The organism is Nonomuraea sp. NPDC002799, assembly GCF_053592075.1.
Map to the genome: position 1 here is coordinate 199,756 of NZ_JBSFVA010000001.1, position 17,227 is coordinate 216,982.

The 17,227-nt window shown below is 70.3% G+C and carries 16 protein-coding genes and 1 pseudogene; 6 read left to right on the plus strand and 11 right to left on the minus strand.

What is annotated here, in order from left to right:
* The first annotated feature begins 1 nt into the window (after window position 1).
* Window positions 2–772 (plus strand): hypothetical protein, encoded by a 771-nt coding sequence (locus tag ACWD0F_RS00870; protein WP_449871433.1) that lies wholly within the window; start codon window positions 2–4, stop codon window positions 770–772.
* A 39-nt stretch (window positions 773–811) separates the two neighbouring features.
* Here the strand turns inward: ACWD0F_RS00870 and ACWD0F_RS00875 are convergent, their stop codons facing one another.
* Window positions 812–1,384 (minus strand): Pycsar system effector family protein, encoded by a 573-nt coding sequence (locus ACWD0F_RS00875; protein WP_449871435.1) that lies wholly within the window; start codon window positions 1,382–1,384, stop codon window positions 812–814.
* A gap of 164 nt (window positions 1,385–1,548) precedes the next feature.
* Between ACWD0F_RS00875 and ACWD0F_RS00880 the strand changes: the two are divergent.
* Window positions 1,549–1,680: pseudogene (locus ACWD0F_RS00880) on the plus strand (short-chain dehydrogenase); the annotation flags it as partial.
* Window positions 1,681–1,750: 70 nt separating this feature from the next.
* Complete coding sequence (locus ACWD0F_RS00885) at window positions 1,751–2,083, plus strand: hypothetical protein (RefSeq protein ID WP_449872383.1); 333 nt, start codon at window positions 1,751–1,753, stop codon at window positions 2,081–2,083.
* A 40-nt stretch (window positions 2,084–2,123) separates the two neighbouring features.
* On the opposite strand, the gene ACWD0F_RS00890 is transcribed toward ACWD0F_RS00885, so the two are convergent.
* The 4 genes from ACWD0F_RS00890 to ACWD0F_RS00905 form a co-directional block, all read right to left on the minus strand.
* The gene (locus tag ACWD0F_RS00890) at window positions 2,124–3,251 is read right to left on the minus strand and encodes an SMI1/KNR4 family protein (protein WP_449871437.1); all 1,128 of its coding nucleotides are present in this window, start codon (window positions 3,249–3,251) and stop codon (window positions 2,124–2,126) included.
* A gap of 67 nt (window positions 3,252–3,318) precedes the next feature.
* The gene (locus ACWD0F_RS00895) at window positions 3,319–5,556 is read right to left on the minus strand and encodes a hypothetical protein (protein WP_449871439.1); all 2,238 of its coding nucleotides are present in this window, start codon (window positions 5,554–5,556) and stop codon (window positions 3,319–3,321) included.
* A gap of 53 nt (window positions 5,557–5,609) precedes the next feature.
* On the minus strand, window positions 5,610–6,884 hold the full coding sequence (locus ACWD0F_RS00900) for a M1 family metallopeptidase (RefSeq protein WP_449871441.1): 1,275 nt from the start codon (window positions 6,882–6,884) through the stop codon (window positions 5,610–5,612).
* Window positions 6,875–10,714, minus strand: coding sequence for a Pls/PosA family non-ribosomal peptide synthetase (locus tag ACWD0F_RS00905; RefSeq protein WP_449871442.1), 3,840 nt, complete (start codon window positions 10,712–10,714; stop codon window positions 6,875–6,877). Before ACWD0F_RS00905 ends, ACWD0F_RS00900 begins: the two co-directional genes overlap by 10 nt.
* A gap of 258 nt (window positions 10,715–10,972) precedes the next feature.
* On the opposite strand from ACWD0F_RS00905, the gene ACWD0F_RS00910 reads away from it, so the two are divergent.
* Genes ACWD0F_RS00910 through ACWD0F_RS00920 form a run of 3 tightly spaced genes read left to right on the plus strand, consistent with a single transcriptional unit; the run spans window position 10,973 to window position 13,118 of the window.
* The gene (locus tag ACWD0F_RS00910) at window positions 10,973–11,119 is read left to right on the plus strand and encodes a hypothetical protein (protein WP_449871443.1); all 147 of its coding nucleotides are present in this window, start codon (window positions 10,973–10,975) and stop codon (window positions 11,117–11,119) included.
* A gap of 56 nt (window positions 11,120–11,175) precedes the next feature.
* Window positions 11,176–12,153, plus strand: coding sequence for an MvdC/MvdD family ATP grasp protein (locus ACWD0F_RS00915; RefSeq protein ID WP_449871444.1), 978 nt, complete (start codon window positions 11,176–11,178; stop codon window positions 12,151–12,153).
* A complete protein-coding gene (locus ACWD0F_RS00920; protein WP_449871446.1) occupies window positions 12,150–13,118 on the plus strand; it encodes a TIGR04500 family putative peptide maturation system protein in 969 nt (322 codons plus the stop codon). Before ACWD0F_RS00915 ends, ACWD0F_RS00920 begins: the two co-directional genes overlap by 4 nt.
* A gap of 51 nt (window positions 13,119–13,169) precedes the next feature.
* Here ACWD0F_RS00920 and ACWD0F_RS00925 read toward each other — a convergent pair whose 3' ends face one another.
* The 6 genes from ACWD0F_RS00925 to ACWD0F_RS00950 form a co-directional block, all read right to left on the minus strand.
* On the minus strand, window positions 13,170–13,481 hold the full coding sequence (locus ACWD0F_RS00925; RefSeq protein ID WP_449871448.1) for a hypothetical protein: 312 nt from the start codon (window positions 13,479–13,481) through the stop codon (window positions 13,170–13,172).
* A gap of 225 nt (window positions 13,482–13,706) precedes the next feature.
* Complete coding sequence (locus ACWD0F_RS00930; protein ID WP_449871449.1) at window positions 13,707–14,138, minus strand: ester cyclase; 432 nt, start codon at window positions 14,136–14,138, stop codon at window positions 13,707–13,709.
* Window positions 14,139–14,180: 42 nt separating this feature from the next.
* Window positions 14,181–15,341 (minus strand): RNA polymerase sigma factor, encoded by a 1,161-nt coding sequence (locus tag ACWD0F_RS00935; protein ID WP_449871451.1) that lies wholly within the window; start codon window positions 15,339–15,341, stop codon window positions 14,181–14,183.
* Between the two features lie 2 nt (window positions 15,342–15,343).
* Window positions 15,344–15,682, minus strand: coding sequence for a YciI family protein (locus ACWD0F_RS00940; protein WP_449871453.1), 339 nt, complete (start codon window positions 15,680–15,682; stop codon window positions 15,344–15,346).
* Between the two features lie 219 nt (window positions 15,683–15,901).
* Entirely contained in the window at window positions 15,902–16,105 is a 204-nt protein-coding gene (locus tag ACWD0F_RS00945) for a DUF397 domain-containing protein (protein WP_449871455.1), read from the minus strand.
* Window positions 16,102–16,920, minus strand: a complete 819-nt coding sequence (locus ACWD0F_RS00950; RefSeq protein ID WP_449871457.1) for a helix-turn-helix domain-containing protein — start codon at window positions 16,918–16,920, stop codon at window positions 16,102–16,104. Before ACWD0F_RS00950 ends, ACWD0F_RS00945 begins: the two co-directional genes overlap by 4 nt.
* Window positions 16,921–17,227: the final 307 nt, after the last annotated feature.

A 17,227-nucleotide genomic window follows, 5' to 3' on the forward strand; every position in this document is an offset into this window, starting at 1 on the left:
CATGCGCAAATGGCTGGCACCCATGCTTTATCACGTCCAGCAGAACGAGCCCGAGGCCGAACCGCCCGTCCACATCGAGCCGTTCGTTCTGGCCTCGCCCGCCAAGGGCGACGCTTACGACTTCTCCGTCACCCTGCTCCGGACCGCGACCTCGGCCGGGAAACGAGCCCGAGTCGTGCTCAACGATGAAGTGCCCGAAGCCGAGGCGGTTCTCCAGCGCGCTTGCCAGGAGGTGCGTCCGATCACCCGGCGGTTCGAGATCACCGGCGCAGGCGCGGCGGAACAGGCCGTGAACGACCAGCTCAGATCGATCTCAGGAGAAATGACGGGAGTCTACCGATGGACGGTCAGAGCCGAGGTGAACGTTCCCGAGGAGATACGCCAGCTCAACCGGGATGCCCACAGAAAGCAGCACGACATCAAATCCGACGCCGCCGCAGCGTTGCTCAAAATCCAGAGCACCGACGAGGTCCGGCAGAAATGGCAGGAGTTCCTCGCCGCTGTGGAGGGAAGCGCCCGAGTGGTGCACGCGATCCAACTGGCCGTCACCCCAGAGCAACTGCCGCAGATCATCGCGGACCTCGTCGAGCAGCGGCAGCAGGGAGCGCAGGAACTCCTTGGCACCGTCGATAAGATCATGCAGAGCTACCAATCGGTGGACATGCTCAACTTCGTCGTCACCAACGAATCAGTACTCCGCAGCACCCTGGAACTTCTCGGCCTGCCCGTTCCGCCATTGGAAGACGACACTCTGCTGGTAGGCGGAGTGTGACCTGCCTGTCGGAGCGGCGTCACACCTACGCCTGCGCGGTCACGGCGGAGACCCGGTGAGCACGACGTTGATCAGCGCCGCGCTCACCGTAGCCGTCATTCCGCCCAGAAGCAGCCAGAACCCCCAGCGGATGAGGCGATACTTCTGCCCGACGATGCGGCTAACCCGGTACAGCTGATCAGCGGCTCGCTCCAGGTCCAGTGCCGAGGACCGCCTCAAAGCGCTGACGACGGTCGCCCTAGAGTCGAGGTGGAAGACATCGGCGTAGTACATGACGGTGCCGTTCCCCTTCCGTCTATCCAACCGCGGATAGACCGCGCCAGCGAGCACCACCACGGACGCCAGAGCTGCCGCCGCCCCTGCCCACCACAGCCATTCGACGGCATTGGACATCGCAAAAGGTGACCAGTTCCCCGCGAGCAGGCCGCCTGTGACGGCGCCGAGGCCGATGCCGACAATGCCGAGGAGAACCTGGGCTTTGGTATCGGCCCGGTTGAGCTCCTCGCGGGCCTCTCTGAGCAGTTGTGTTCCGTACGCGTGCGCATCGTCCTCGGCTGCCTGCCGTTGGCCTGAAGCGGTTTGGGTCAAGGCTCGCACGATCTTGTGGAACACGAGGAACCTCCTGGCCGGGGGGCGATCACAACGCAGAACATTCCACGATCGCCCCGGATCGAAGCCCCGATGCGCTACGCGCCAAGCCGTAGGCCCACGGATCATCTCCTATCGGGCGTCGCGAGCTCACACATGTCCCGCTCTACGTGACCTCGGACGAGTCGGTGACCGACGCAGTACGGCTCGTCCGGGAGCACACCGATCGGCTGGATGTGCTGATCAACAACGCCGGCTCGCCCGGTAAGGGTGTTGCGCTGACCACTGCGACGGTCGACGACATCCATTTCGTGTACGACACCAACGTGTACGGGCCGATCAGGGTCACGCACGCGTCCTCCCCTGCTTCAGGCGACGGACCATCCGCGGGTGGTGATGGTGTCCAGCGCGGTCGGTTCCTTCACGGTCGTGACCGATCCGGAGCAGCCCTCCTCGAGATTCCACGAACTCGCCTACAGCTCGTCGAAAGCGGCGCTGAACATGATCACTGTCCGGTACGCCCAGGCGCTCCCACAGATCAAGTTCAACATCGCCACTCCCGGGGAGGTCGCCAATCGCAAATTCGCCGCCACCGACATGAACAACCACAGCGGTGAACTGACGGTCACGGAAGGCACCGACTCGATCGTCAAACTTGCGACGATCGACGCTGACAGGCCGACCGGGATCTTCATCGATCGCCTCGGCTCGGTCGCACGGTGACCGCCGCGCGACCGGCTTCGCGGCGGTCACCGGCCTGCGTTCAGCCCCGGCTCGTGGCCAGGAGTTCGCGTCCGCGCTCTGGCGTGATCAGGCGGGCGGCCCGGGGGTCGGCCAGCAGGGCGATCGGCGCGAGGTGGTCCTCGTGCAGCGGCCGCCAATGGCCGAGGGCGTCACGAAGGCGCGGCCAGGCGTCCTCGCCGGCGTCGAGAGCGGCGTGCGCGGCCTCGTCGAACTCCGGGTTGCCGAAGGAGAGCCGGAACCCCGGCTCTTTGCGCCACGCCTGATGGTGGCCGAGCAGGCGCTTGACCTCCTGCGGGCCGCGGTCCCACAAGGACTGGAGCGTGGACCCGGAGCCGAAGCGGCGGGCCTGCTCGTGCGCGGCGAACAGCAGCGGCAGGGCCTCGGCGGCGAACAGGTCCTCGTCGAGGGTCCACATCCCGGTGTCGCCGCGCGTGACCAGGCGGTGGAACGGGTCGTCGTCCTGCTCCCTTAACAGGGTCCGCATCTGGAAGTGCAGGAACGTGGCGCGGTCGCGGCCGAAACGCGCGGCCTGCGCCAGCACTGCCAGCGGGTGGTCCACCTCGCCGCGCAGGCTCGCCAGCCGGGCGTCCTCGACCTTGGCGTCCCACCCGCGCTGGGTCTCGCATCGGGGGCGGTCGAGGGCATGGAATCCGGCGTAGAAGTCGTACATCTTCTCGTAGAACGAACCGTGCCGGTCGGGGCCTGCGGCCGTCCACGAGAACACGTCGTAGGCCGCCCATTCGCCGTGCTCGTCGACATCGCCCGGGTCGAGGTAGACGACGCCGGCGTCCGCCTCCAGGGAGATCAGCAACGAGCGTGCCGCCGCGGGCTCCGTCTCCTCCTCCTCCCAGTCGGCGTAGGCGTCGGCCCAGAACGGCTCCAGGTCGGCCAGCCAGCCGAGCTCCTCGGTGCCGCGCAGGCTCCAGACGAAATTGCCCGCATGCCGCCAGCCGTTGGTGACCAGTAAGAACTCCCGGAATGACGGAGGCAGCGCGCACCCCAGACGTGCCTCCAGCGCACGCACCTCGTCCTCCGTGGCGGCCGGGCCGCCGAGCCAGGGGTCGCCGTCCGGCTCCTCGTCGGGGTTGGCGATGCGCCACTCCTCGCTCCAGCGCTGAAGGAACGGCTTCCATGCGTGACGGTCCACGGCGGGCTCCTGCGACGTCGCACGATCTGGTCCTGCGCATTCCATCAGGTGCCACCGACAATGCCGGTCATCGTCGCCGGGCCGGCCCGCGGTAGGTGACGACCTTGTCGCCCTTCCCGGGGAAGGCCATGACCAGCAGCCGCTGGGCGGCCTCCTGCTCGCCCTGCCACGGGAACCACGCGTAGTGCACGCGGATCCGATAGGGGCCCTGGTAGCCGTCGAGCGCGAGGTCGGGCAGCTCCTGGTCGCCCATCTGGTCCTCGAACACGATGGAGTCGCCGGCCTGCTGGTAGCCGACTTCGACGACGTGGTCCCAGCCTTTGGTCTCGACCGGCGGGCGGCGGGTGTAGGTCTCCATGGTGACGCACACGTCGAAGTCGGAGTGGGACAACACCATCAGGTGGCCGGGGCGGGCGGCGACCAGGCCGTTGCGCTGGGCCTTGTCCAGGAGCTCCATGTCGCCGGGGTCGTAGTCGGCCTCGGGCTCCCCGTACGCCTCCATGACGCCGTAGTCCGTCCACTGGGGTTTCTTGACCCGGGTCGTCTTGGCCGCCTTGATGAGCGGGCGGTGCTGCGGGGTCGCGTCGCACATGCGCTGGGCGTCCGCCTCCCACTCCTGGGTCTCCCTTTCCTGGGCGTCCGCCGCCGCCTGGACGACCGCGGCGGCGCCGGGGCAGATCGTGGCGAGCGGGTGGGTCAGGTCGTCGCGCCGCAGGTTCTCCCCGGCGTGCAGGCGGGCGAGCTCCTGGGGGTCGTTGCGCGTGTAGACGCCGCACAACCGCCGACCGTGCGCGAGGAGCACCTGGTCGGGGGCGGTGGCGGCGTACGTGAACGTGGTGTCCTTGCGGATGCCGCAGACGAACCGCTGCTCGGGGGTCGGCTTGGGCCGTTCGGAGCCGAAGTCCGGCTCGCAGTCCGCGGCCGTGGTGACCGGGCCGCGGGCGTGGTCGGCGGCGGGCAGGAAGGCGACGAGGACGGTCGTGGCGAGCGCGGTCACGAGCACGTGGTGGCGCAGGCGTCCGGCCGGCGCGGGGGCGTACAGGAACAGCAGGATGAGCGCGGAGGTGAGAAGGGCGGCGCTGAACCACAGAGGGGAGATGCCGCCGGTCAGGAAGATCTCGCCGTCCTTGACGAACAGGCTGCCCGGGTACGGCGACGGGTCGTCGCCGAGGCTTCCCCCGTCGCCCCGCGTGGTGAGCACGCCGATCGCGGCGGTGATGACCAGGAACGTCATCGTCCCCCGGAGCAGGCGCCGCGTCCGGCGCAGGACCGCGGCGAGGACCAGGAGCGCGGGGACGCCGACCCCGACGAGGAGGTCGAGGGCGAGCCACACCATGGCGAAGTCGCCGCCGACCTCGCGCACGAAACGGTCGATCTCGCCCCTGGGGCCGTGCCAGAAGGGCATTCCGCGAGCGAGGTTCACGGCCGCCGGGAGCAGCGGCAGCACGACGGCGAGCGCGGGCAGCGGCCACCACCGGGCCGGCGGACGGGCCGGCCGCGGCGCTGGGGCGTGGGCGGGAAGCGGGCCGGCGAGGTCGTGCGCCGAGCGGGCCAGCCACAACATCCCGAAGACGCTGACGGCGCTGAACAGGGACCAGACCAGCATCTGCGCCTCGTCGGCGGGCATCAACGCCGTCGCGATCTCCGAAGGCGGCAGGATGGCCGTCGCCACGCTGAGCGCTCCCAGCCACACCGTGGTTCTGCTCCAGCGCGGGTCCCTGGCTTGCGCCGCCAGGATCGGGATCATCCATGCCAGCCAGGTCAGGTTGACCCAGTCCAGGACGGGGAGGAGCCAGGTGAGGGCGCCGAGGCCGTACACCATGGAGCCGGCGAACGCGGTCAGCCCGTTCAGCGTCCCGCCGATGAGCACGGCCAGCCGCAGCCATCTGGCGCAGCGCAGCACCAGGAAGTACAGCACGGCGGTGGCCACCTGCACCGACAGGCTGAGCAGGCTCTGCCACCACGTCCACGGAACCACGGAGTACGGGAGGAAACACCAGGCGACGCTGAGGTAGAGCGCCCATAGCAGCAGCGTGACCCGCCGGTCGCGGTGCGGCGGGCCGCCGCGTAACGGGCCGCGCAGCACCTGCCAGTAGGCCCACCCCTGCACCACCACGACCGGGACCAGGGACAGCAGGATCCACCATCTGACGGCGAGCCCTTGCAGTGGCGGCTCGCGCAGGACAGCCCACCAGACGAAGCCGAGCTCGCCGGTGACGAGCGTCACGACCCCTGCGGCGAGCGTGACGCCCACATAGCCGGCCGCGATCAGCGCGGCGATCGTGCCTGATCGGTAGCGACGCAAGAGGCGCTCCTGAGGAGGGGAGCGCCTACTGTAGCGAGCCGCCGCGAACTTGATCAATAAGTCATGAGAGGGAGTGGTTTGTCGTGCAGCCAGGCGGTCAGCAGCGCGCCGACGGAGCCGTACCGCCGGACGTGCGAGGTGAACTCCTCGGTGGTGACGCTCCCGTGCCTGCGCAGGGTGCTCCACGAGCGCAACACGGCGAAGAAGGCCCGGTCCCCCAGCGCGTCGCGCAGGGCGTGCAGGGTCAGCGCGCCCCGCTTGTAGACGCGGTCGTCGAAGAGCGCGGCCGGGCCGGGGTCGGCCAGCACGAAGTCCTGCGGGAGCCCTTCGAGCCTGCGGTACCAGCGCAGGGCGTGCTTGGCCGCCGACGGCCCGCCCGACATCTCCGACCAGAGCCATTCGGCGTAGGTGGCGAAGCCCTCCTGCAGCCAGATGTCACGCCAGCAGGCCACGGTGAGGCTGTTGCCGAACCACTGGTGCGCCAGCTCGTGCGCGACCAGCCGCTCGGACCCGCGCGCGCCGTCCACGTGGTTCCTGCCGAAGATCGACATGCCCTGGGCCTCGACCGGGATGTCCAGGTCGTCGTCGACCACCACGACCGTGTAGCCGGCGAACGGATAAGCCCCGAACAGGTCGGTGAACAGCGCCATCATCTCGCCCTGCCGGCCGAAGTCGTAGCGGGCGCGGGTGGCCAGGCGCAGCGGATGGGCCAGCCGGATGTCGCCTTCCTGCACGAGCTGGTAGCGCCCGATCTGCACGCTCGCCAGATAGGTCGCCATGGGCTCGGCCTGGTCGTAGACCCACGTCACGGTGCCGGCCCCGCGCCGCTTGACGGCGAGCACGCCGTTCGCGATGACCTGGTACGCGGGCGAGGTGGTCACGGAGATCCGGTAGGTCGCCTTGTCGCCGGGCCGGTCGTTGCACGGGAACCAGGAGGGCGCGCCGATCGGCTGGCCGGCGACGAGCGCGCCGTCGGTCAGCTCCTCCCAGCCCAGCCCGCCCCAGGCGCTGCGCACCGGCACGGGGCGGCCCGCGTAGCCGACCTCGACGACGGCCCGCGCTCCGGCGAGCAGCGGCCTGGGCAGGGTCACCCGCAGTTTGCCCTGGCCGTGGGCGTAACGGGCGGTCAGGCCGTCCACCTTGACGCCCGAGACGCGGAACTGGCCGAGGTCGAGGGCGAGGTCGGTGAGCGGCTCCGCGGCCGACACCGTCAGCCTGGCCCGCCCGTCGAGCCGGTTGGCCGCCACCCGGTAGCCGAGGTCGAGGTCGTAGTGCACGACCCGGTAGCGGAGGTCGCCGTGATCGGGGAAGTAGGACGTCATCGCCATACCGAGATGGGATTGCCGAACCACCGGGTGCCGGCGGGCACGCCCTCGCCCCGCATGACCAGGGAGGCGGGCCCGATCGTGGTGCCGGCGCCCACGTGGGCGGCCGGAAGGACGACGCCGTGCGGGCCCAGCGTCGCGCCGGCCTCCAGCGTCACCGTGTCGATGCTCATCACCCGATCATGGAACAGGTGCGTCTGCAGCACGCAGCCCCGGTTGACGCACGCGCCGTCGCCGAGGGTCACCAGATCCGCCTCGGGCAGCCAGTACGTGTCGCACGTGACCCCATGGCCGACGCGTGCCCCGAGCGAGCGCAGCCACACGTTCAGCGGCGCGGTCCCCAGCCACGGCTGGGCGAACCAGGGCGCGGCCAGCACCTCGACGAAGTTGTCCGCCAGCTCGTTGCGCCACACGAACGAGCTCCACAGCGGCCGGTTCCCGATCCTGATCCGGCCGACCAGCGCCCACTTGGCGGCCGTCGCGACCGCCGCCGCGAGCAGCCCGGCGGCCATCATGACGAGGCCGCTCAACGCGGCCGCCGCGGCGAAGCCGTAGCGCGCGGCGAGCCACTCGACGGCGGCCGCGACCAGGACGACGAGCGCGACCAGGCACATGGCGGGCACCACCCGGCACACCTCGACCAGCGCCCGCGCCGCCTTGAAGCGCGCGGGCGGGTCGTAGGTCCTGCTCCGGTCGCCCTCCTCGGCGGTACGGCGCAGCTTCATCGGCGGCATGCCCACGTACGACGAGCCGGACTTGGCCTTCTTCGGCGTCGCCGACAGGACTCCGACCAGGCCGTCCTTGGGCACCTTGCGGCCGGGCGCGGTCATCCCGGAGTTGCCGAGGAAGGCGCGCTTGCCGATCCGGGCGGAGGCGATGCGCATCCAGCCGCCGTCGAGCTCGTAGGGGGCGACCATGGTGTCGTCGGCCAGGAAGGCGCCGTCGCCGACCGTGGTCATCGTGGGCAGGGCGAGGACGGTGGACAACTCGGCGCCGCGGCCCACCTTCATGCCGAGGGCCCGCAACCACGCGGGGGTCAGGACGCTCGCGTACAGGGGGAACAACCAGACCCGTGCCGCGGCCATCAGCCGGCCCGTCACCCACGCCTGCCAGGCTTGGCGGCTGTGCACCGGGTGGTGTCCCGGCTGCAGACCCAGGCCGAGCAGCCGCACGCTCACCAGCGTGATCAGGGCGAACGTCGCCATGCCCGCGATCGTGGCGAGCGGCACGGCGGGCAGGGCGGCGGCGAGGGCGGCGCCGAGCGTACGGGCGTCCCCGGCGAAGGCGGCGAGGACCGCGAGCGCGGCCCCGGCGGCGACGGCCGGGAGCAGGCTGAGCACGATGGCGGCCACGCCGTAGAGCGACACCCAGAGGCGGGAGCGGGCGGCGCGTTCGGCGGGCCGGGTCCTGCGCGGCTTGCCCTGCCTGAACGCGGGGACACCGGCCCAGCGCTCGCCCGACGGCACGGTTCCGGCGACCGCCGATCCCGGGGCGACCTGGGAGTTCTTGCCGATGCGCGCGCCGGGCAGCAAGGTGGCGCGGGAGCCGACCGTGGCGTACGCGCCGATCCGGATCTCCCCGATGCGCAGCAGGTCGCCGTCGTACCAGTGGCCGCTGAGATCGACCTCCGGCTCGACCGACGCGCCCCTGCCCAGCCTGAGCAGGCCGGTGATCGGCGGGGGCGAGTGCAGGTCGGCGTCCTCGCCGATCTGGGCGCCGAGCAGGCGGGCGTACCAGAGCATCCAGGGCGCGCCCGCGAGGTCGGGAACGCCGAGCCGGTCGGCGAAACGCTCGGCGAACCACAGTCTCAGGTGCGTGCCGCCGCCGCGCGGATGGCTGCCCGGACGGACGCCGCGCAGCAGCAGCCGGGCGACCGCCGCCGAAAGACCCATGCGTCCCATGGGCGTGACGAACACCAGCGCGCCCAAGGCCACCCACCACCATGACAGCGCGGGAGCCCAGGGCGGCGCGAGGAGGTTGCCGAGGGCGGCGAGCGGCACGAGCCAGCGCATCGCGCCGACGGTGAGCAGCGGGATCATGAGTGCCGTCTGCGCGAGCGCGGCGCCTCTGGGCATGGGCCGCACGGGCCGTCGCGGAGGCTCCGGCTCGTTGCCGGCGCGCAGCAGCCGGGCCTGTGCGGCGAGGGTCGGACGCGCGTAGATGTCGCCGACCGAGATGTCGGGGAAGTCGGGGCGCAACACGGAGACCAGCCGGGCGGCGGCCAGGCTGGTGCCGCCGTCGGCGAAGAAGTCCGCGTCCGGCCCCTGCGGCATCACGCCGAGGACGGCGGTCCACCGCTCGGCCAGCAGCTCCTGGGCCGGGGTCAGCTCGCCCGCCGGCGCGGCCGGCCCGGCCAGCGGCCAGGGCAGCGCGTCGCGGTCGATCTTGCCGGAGGTCTTGACCGGCAATGCGTCCACGGGCGCCAGGCGCGGCACGAGGGCGGCCGGCAACGAAGCCGCGAGCAGCTCGCGCGCCTGCCCGGCGTCGAAGCCCGGCTCGGTGACGACGTAGCCGACGAGCACCTGGTGCCCGCCGCCCGCCGTGCGGACGGCGGCGGCGGCGCCGGTCACCCCCGGCAGCGACCGCAACGCGGCGTCCACTTCGCCGAGCTCGATCCGGCGGCCGCCCAGCTTCACCTGGTCGTCGGCCCGGCCGGCGAAGACGAGGCCCTCGGGGTCGGCGCGTACCAGGTCGCCGCTGCGGTAGGCGCGCTCCCAGCCCAGGGACGGCAGCGGCGCGTACTTCTCGGCGTCCTTGACCGGGTCCAGGTAGCGGGCCAGGCCCACGCCGCCGATGATCAGCTCGCCGGTCTCGCCCATGGCCACGGGCTCGCCCGCGGCGTCCACCACCGCCAGGTCCCATCCGTCGAGGGGCAGCCCGATGCGTACGGGCCCCTCCCCCGTGAGCCGCGCGGCCGAGGCGACCACGGTCGCCTCGGTGGGCCCGTAGGTGTTCCACACCTCCCGGCCGGGGACGGCGAGCCGTTCGGCCAGTTCGGGCGGGCACGCCTCACCGCCGAAGATGAGCAGCCGGATGTCGCCGAGGTGCCCGGCCGGCCAGAGCGCGGCCAGCGTCGGCACGGTCGAGACCGCCGTGACGCCCTGCTCGGCCAGCCAGGGGCCGAGGTCCATGCCGGTGCGTACGAGGGATCTGGGCGCGGGCACGAGGCAGGCGCCGTGCCGCCAGGCCAGCCACATCTCCTCGCACGAGGCGTCGAAGGCCACCGAGAGCCCGGCCAGCACCCGGTCACCGGGGCCGAGCGGCCGGTCCTGCAGGAAGAGCCCGGCTTCGGCGTCGACGAAGGCAGCCGCGGAGCGATGCGTCACCGCGACGCCCTTCGGCTTGCCGGTGGAGCCGGAGGTGAAGATGATCCACGCGTCGTCGTCCGGGCCGGGCCGCGCGGGCACCGCCCCAGCCCGGTCGCGGACGGTCAGCTCGCCGTCCAGCACGGCGTCGGTTCTCGCTTCGGCGAAGACCAGTTCGGCGCGCTCGTCGGGGTCGTCGGCGTCGACGGGCACGTACGCGGCGCCGGCCGCGAGCACGGCGAGGATGGAGACGTACAGCTCGGCGGTGCCCGACGCGATGCGCACGCCGACCCTGGCGCCGCGGCCGATCCCGGCGGCGGTGAGCTCGCCGGCGAGGCGATACACCTCCGCGCCCAGCGAGCGGTAGTCGAGGCGGACGATGCCGTCGTCGAGCGCGAGCGCCTCCGGATGCAGGCGGACGGTCTCGTCGAGGACGTCGATCAGCGTGCGGGGCGGTGCCGCCAGCATGCCCGCCGGATAGACCGCGGCGACGGTTCTGGGATGTAGATCGGCCGTGTCGTGACGCAAACGCTGCTCCCTGAGTCAGGCGGTCGGCCGCGACTCCCTCTGGTCCCGTGTCACGGCGTTCGCGCTACCCCCGATCTCAACGATCCCTTAATTAACCACTATTCCACGTGAGATGGAGATCACCGCTGCCGGGCGTCCGTACAAGCCACCTCCAAGTCGCTTCCAAACAGCCGGTGGTGAGCTTCATCCAGGAGCTGAAGACGTCTCCGCACGTTCCAAGCGGGGGCTCGCGGCTCATTCTGAAGGGAACCAAGGAACATGAAACTCGTGAGTCTGGACGATCTGAGCAACGAGCTGGCCGTCATCGACGAGGCCGACCTCGGCCTCGTCACCGGCGGCATGCCGATGCAGCGCTGTTACGGCACGGGTGGCAGCCCGTCCACCGACTGGGTCTCCGACTACTAAGAATCGCGGCCGCGTGGGAGGGACGGAGGTTCCTCCCACGCGGCTGAGGGGGTCACGTGTTACTGATTCTGAGTGAGCCTGGCGACGAGACCGTGCGGATGGTCCTGCCCAAGCTGAAAGCCCGGGGCGCGGACGTTCTCTGGTGGGATCCCGCCGAGTATCCGGCCGCCGCCCGCCTGACCGCGCGGTTCGGAGCGGCCGGCACCGGCCTCAGCCTGGCCAGGGGCGAGGAGGTCGCCGACCTCTCGGAGACGACGGCGGTGTGGGTCCGGCGTCCCGGACGCCCGCGCGCCGCCGGCAACGTCACGGCCACCGATCTGCGGGATCGGGTGAGCGAGCTCTCGGAGTGGTTCCTGGAAGGCTTCTGGGATCTGCTGGCCGCGCGCTGGTTGCCGGCCAGGCAACCGGTGCTGCGCAGGGCGCACAACAAGCTGGTCCACCTGGCCCTGGCCGGGGAGCTCGGCTTCGCCGTGCCGCAGACGGTGGTCACCAACGACCCGACCGAGCTGGCGCCCGCCTATGAGCGGGCGGGCGGGCGGCTGATCGCGAAGGCGATGGAGCACACCCTGTTCCAGATCGACGGCGCGTCCCACACCGTTTACACCACCGTGGTGGACCGGCGGGCGCTCGCGGGCCGGAGCCGGATCGCGCACGAGCCGGCCATCTTGCAGCCGTACGTGGCCAAGGCGGTGGAGTTGCGGGTCACCGTGGTCGGCCGGCAGGTCTTCGCCGCCGAGATCGCCTCGCAGGATTCGCCGCGTACGCGGGACGACTGGCGCCACTACGACTTCACCCGCGCCCGCCACAGCGTGCACCACCTGCCCGACGACGTCGCCCGCCGGTGCGTGGACCTGGCCGCCGCGCTCGGCGTGTCGTTCGGAGCGATCGACCTCATCCTGACCCCTGACGGCGAGTACGTGTTCCTGGAGATCAACCCCAATGGGCAGTGGGGCTGGATCGAAGATCTGACCGGCCTGCCCATCAGCGACGCCATCGCCGACTGGCTCACGGCCGAAGAAACGGACGCGCAATGACTCAATCCTCCCTCGGCCCGGCTCTGGAAAGCGGCGTGAACCTGCTGCGCGGGCTGACCCGCCGGCGTTCCGCGGTGGAGGAGGCGCAGCGCGCCGCCGCCGTCTGGGCCGATTCGCATCCTTCGCTCGGCGCCCAGCTCGTGACCAGCCCGCGTCCCGGTTCGCCGGTCGTCGACTACGACCTGCTGATCGACGAGCCCGCCGGCGGCACCATCATGCTGGGCGTGCAGGCGGACGACGGGGCGTCCTGGCTGGTCGATCATTCCAGCCATTGGGCCGCCGGTTATCTGCTGACCGTGGACGGGACGCACGTCTCCGCGTCCGAGGCGATGCTCATGCTCCGCTCGCTCACCCGCCCCGGGTTGTCGCCGCAGGAGGAGCTGGTGCGGTTCTGCCTCCTGCGGAACGCCGCCGTCAAGGAACAGGTCGGCCTGGACGAGATCCAGGCGGTCGCGGACGGCTTCCGCCGGCGGCGCGGCCTCACCAGCCGTGACGCGATGCTGGCGTGGCTGGCCCGGATGGGCATGAGCGCCGAGGCGTTCCATGACCACATGACGGCGATGGCCAGGGATCGCCAGTTCCGCACCCGGATGCGTGCGGAACTGGGCCCCGGGCATCTCGACCGTCATCGTGACCGGTTCGCACGGGTACGGGCGACCTGGGTGCTGTCGGAAGACCCGATCGAAGCCGCCGAACTGCACGGCGCTCTCAGCGACCGATGGGGGTTGCGACTGACCAGGGCCCAGACCTGGTCCGGCGAGCTGCCCGCCCCGCTGCGGGAGGTGGCGGCCGGCGGCGCCGCCGGACCGGTTCCCTTCGAAGGACGCTTCCTGACGGGCTTGATCGTCGAACGGGCGGAGGCCGTGGCGGACGCGGACACGCTGGAGGCCGCCGGGGATGCCGCCTTCGATCAGTGGCTCGCCGACGCCGCCCAGCGGGCGCAGATCACCTGGCATCACCTCTGATCGGCGCCCGCTCCCGGGTCCACGGGCCGGCCCGTGGACCCGGGAAGGGTGTCAGCAGCCGCCCCGGTTGTAGACCCTGAACACGTTGCTCCAGTTGCCGACGTCCTTCGTCTCTCCCGGCGCCACGCAGAAGTAGGTGTTTCCGCCCAGCAGGTAGGTCACGAAGATGTTCTCGCGGGCGTCGGAGCAGTTGTGGTAAAGGGCCCTCCCCTGATGGTTGTGGGGGCCGCCGCAGGGGACCGCCATCTGGCCGCGCTCGTTGACGGCGGCAGCCGCCGGGCTCGTGGTGAGCAGCGTGGCGCTGATGGCCGCGAGGGCGGTCAGCAGGACGACCGGAGACGACTTCTTGGTGGTGACTGGCATGACTTGGGCTCCCGTTCTGGTTCAGCGGCCGTCCCGTCCTCCGCATCCGCGGGGCATCAGGTTGCGGCCTTTCCGCCCTGGGTCGCTGTCCGACCGGGCGTAAGGCTCAGCAAAGCCAGCGCGGACAGGTGGCCAACAGAGGCTGGGACACACCCGTCCGGAGTGGTCCACCCGCTGGCCAGGCTCGGACGCCCGGCGGGCCGCTGATCGAACGGACGCCGCGGGCTATGCCGGAATGGCGCCGAGTTGCCGCATCTGCGAGAAGACGTCGACGACCCCCCAGATCTCGGCGATCCGGCCGCCGGCGAAGCGGACGATGAAGATCTCCTGGTACGTGACGGACTTACCGGTCGGCGCCAAGCCCCGGTACTCGCCCTGGTGCGTCCCGGTGACCGTGTTCCGGTAGACGACCTTGTCCCCCTCCGCGACCACGTCCTCGATCGTCACGTGGATGTCGGGGAACGCGCGAAGGAGCACCGTCCACACGTTCTTGAGTGCCTGCGCCCCCGTCGCGCCCATCGGCACCGGCGCGTGGAACAGCAGGTCCGGCCCGACGGCCTCGTCGATCGCCTTCGCGATGATCTCCGCGTCGCCGCTGTTCACGGCGTCGTGGAAGCGGCTGAACGTGGCTTTGTTGTTCGTCTCGTTGTCGCTCATATCCAGGCGACGAACGAGCACCCGTCCGGGGGACAACCCAGGTCAGAGATCTTCTTCGAGCCGCCGGGTCAGGAATCGCCGCTCGGGGGTCGAGTCGGCCAGCTCCAGCGCCCGGCGGTAGGCCGTACGGGCCTCGTCGTCGCGGCCGAGCCGCCGCAGCAGCTCGCCGCGGGTCGAATGGAAGTAGAGGTAACCGTCCAGGTCGAGACGGTCGACGGCGCGCAACGCCGCGGCGGGGTCGCCGGCTTGGGCGACCGCCACGGCACGGTTGAGCTCGACGACCGGGGAGCCGGTGAGCTCGGCCAGCCGCCCGTACATCTCGGCGACCTGCGGCCAGTCGATCGGCTCCCGCGTCTGCAGCGACGCGATCGCGGCCTGGACGACGTAGGCGCCGCGCCCGCCCAGCGCCAGCGCCCGATCGAGCACCGCCCGCCCCGCCTCCAGCTGGCCCATGTCCCACAACGACCGGTCCTGATCGTCGAGCAGCACGAGATCCTCGCCGGAGAACCGGGCCCGCCGCCGGGCGTGATGGATCATCATCAGCGCCAGCAGCCCGTGCGCCTCCAGCTCGTCCGGCATGAGCGCGACCAGCACTCGCCCCAGGCCGATGGCTTCGGCGCCGAGGTCGACCCGGCCGCGGTAACCCTCGTTGTAGATCAGGTAGATCACGGCGAGCACCGCGTCGAGGCGTTCGGGCAGCCGGTGCGCTCCGGGGACCGCGAACGGGATCCCGGTCGCCTTGATCTTGGCCTTGGCGCGGGACAGGCGCCGCTTCATGGTCTCCTCTGAGACCAGGAAGGCCCGGGCGATCTCGGCGGTCTCCAGGCCGCCGAGGGCCCGCAGCGTGAGCGCCACCTGGCCCTCCAGTGGCAGGGCCGGGTGGCAGCAGGTGAAGATCAGCTCAAGCCGTTCATCCTTGATCACGACATCGTCGGACTCGTCCATGGTGACCTCGGGGACCGGTAGGAGGTGGATCTTCGCGGCCAGGGTGCGCTCGCGGCGGATCCGGTCGATCGCCCGGTTGCGGGCCGTCGTCACCAGCCACGCACCCGGGTTGGGCGGCACGCCCGACGCGGGCCAGCGCTGCGCCGCGATGGCGAACGCCTCCTGCGCGGCGTCCTCGGCCCGGTCGAAGTCGCCGAGGAACCCGACCAGCGAGGCCAGCACCCGGCCCCACTCGTCCCGGAAGACCTCCTCCAGCACGGTCAGCCCCGCGCCACCGGTCTGACCTCCACCGCGCCGCCGATCCGGACGGCCGGGATGCGCGCCGCCAGCTCGATCGCCTCGTCCAGGTCGGCCGCCTCGACCAGGTAGAAGCCGCCGAGCACCTCCTTGGTGTCCGCGAACGGGCCGTCGGTCATCAACATCCGGCCACCGGCCACGCGCACGCTCGTCGCCGTCTCGGCCGGCTGCATCCGGGCGGCGCCCCTGCACCGGGGGTCATCGGCCAGCGCCGCGAACTCGGCGCGGGCCGCCTCGCGTTCGGCTTCCGACACTGTGTCCTCGTAGCCGGGCTCGGTGTAGATCATCAGGGCGTACCGCATCGCGACCTCCAGGGCAGTGGGCTCTCACCTGCACGACGAACGAACATCCGCACATGGGACACCAGCGGGGTTTTTCTACCTTTCACGACATCCAAGACGATAGTCGCCGCCCCAACACCCCCTGCGCCCGGCTGCTGCTGGTCCCCTGCCGGCGCGGTGATCGGCACACTCGGCCCGAACGGAGCCTCGCCTCATCCCAGCCAGGTACTTGACGTGGGCTCAGCCTAGATCGAACTCGCCGTCCTTCACGCCGCGAGCGAATGCCTTCCACTCTTCAGGTGTGAAGACCAGAACCTGGCCGCCGCGATCTTTGCTGTCTCGTACGATGACGGCGCCGGGGACGTTGGTCGCTACCTCAACGCAGTTGTTGCCGCTACCGCTGTAGCTGCTCTTGTGAAACTCGGCCCGAGAGAGATCGATCATGAGAATCGTTCGTCCTTGACTTTCGTGATCAGTCGCAAGGAATCATCTGAAGACAGAGCGGCGTCCGAAATCCGCTCAAATGACACCTTACAGCGCTCCACCTGTTCGGCGTTTTCTAGGTAAATGTCGCCACCCGCTCCCTCCACGTAGGCAACGTCTGGGTCGATGTCCTCCCAGAAGCTGAGGATCGTGAACGCTCCTTCGAGTCCGGCATGATGACCGGCGCTGAAAGGGAGAATCCTGACGGAGATGTTGGCGCGCCTGCCTGCGATCAGCAGTGCTCCGAGCTGCTCGTCCATAATTTGCTGACCGCCGATGGAGCGGCGAATGGCGGCTTCGTCAATGATGGCGTCGAGCCTCGGCGCATCGGGACGGCTCAGCAGCGTACGTCGAGTCATCCGGGCCATGACGCAGCGTTGCACCTCCCCCTCGGGGCGATGTTGCGAGATGACCGTGCGGGCATAGTCCTCGGTCTGGAGCAGCCCCGGAATGAGCTGCACCTCCCACTGCCGGATCAAGGCGGCATCGTCTTCCAAGCCGACATACGAGCCTGTGAATACGTCGGAGTAGGCGGTCCACCAGCCGCGTATTCGTGCCTGACTTGCCAGCTCGACCAAAAGAGCGCGATCGCCTGAATTGATCCCATAGAGGTCGCAAGCCGATGAAACGTCAGAACGGCTCGCCGTCGTCCGGCCTGTTTCGATTCGGCTGACCTTGCTTCGGCTCCACCCGAGTTGAGCTGCGGCAGCTTCGGGTGTCAACCCACTGTCTTCTCGCATTTTGCGCAATTCACGCGCAAGTCGTCGCAGTCTCACCGTCCGACTGTGGGTTGAAGACATGCCGCCAAGTGTGGCAGATCGACGCCTACCATTGAGTGCTATTGCACAGGTCACTCCAAATCTGCACAGTGCATTGACAGAATGCGAAGCGTAAGCACATCATGACGCTGGGCGATGGCTTGGCCGCCGATCGCATCCGCCCCCAGCCATAAGGCCGTCCAGAGTGCCAGACCAGAAGGTGAGGGCCGCTATGCCGTTCAGCGACTACGAAGTGCAGCGCCTTGCTCACGTTTCGCGACTAGAGAAAGCGCTGGCGCGTCACGAAGTCGATGCGGAACTACCG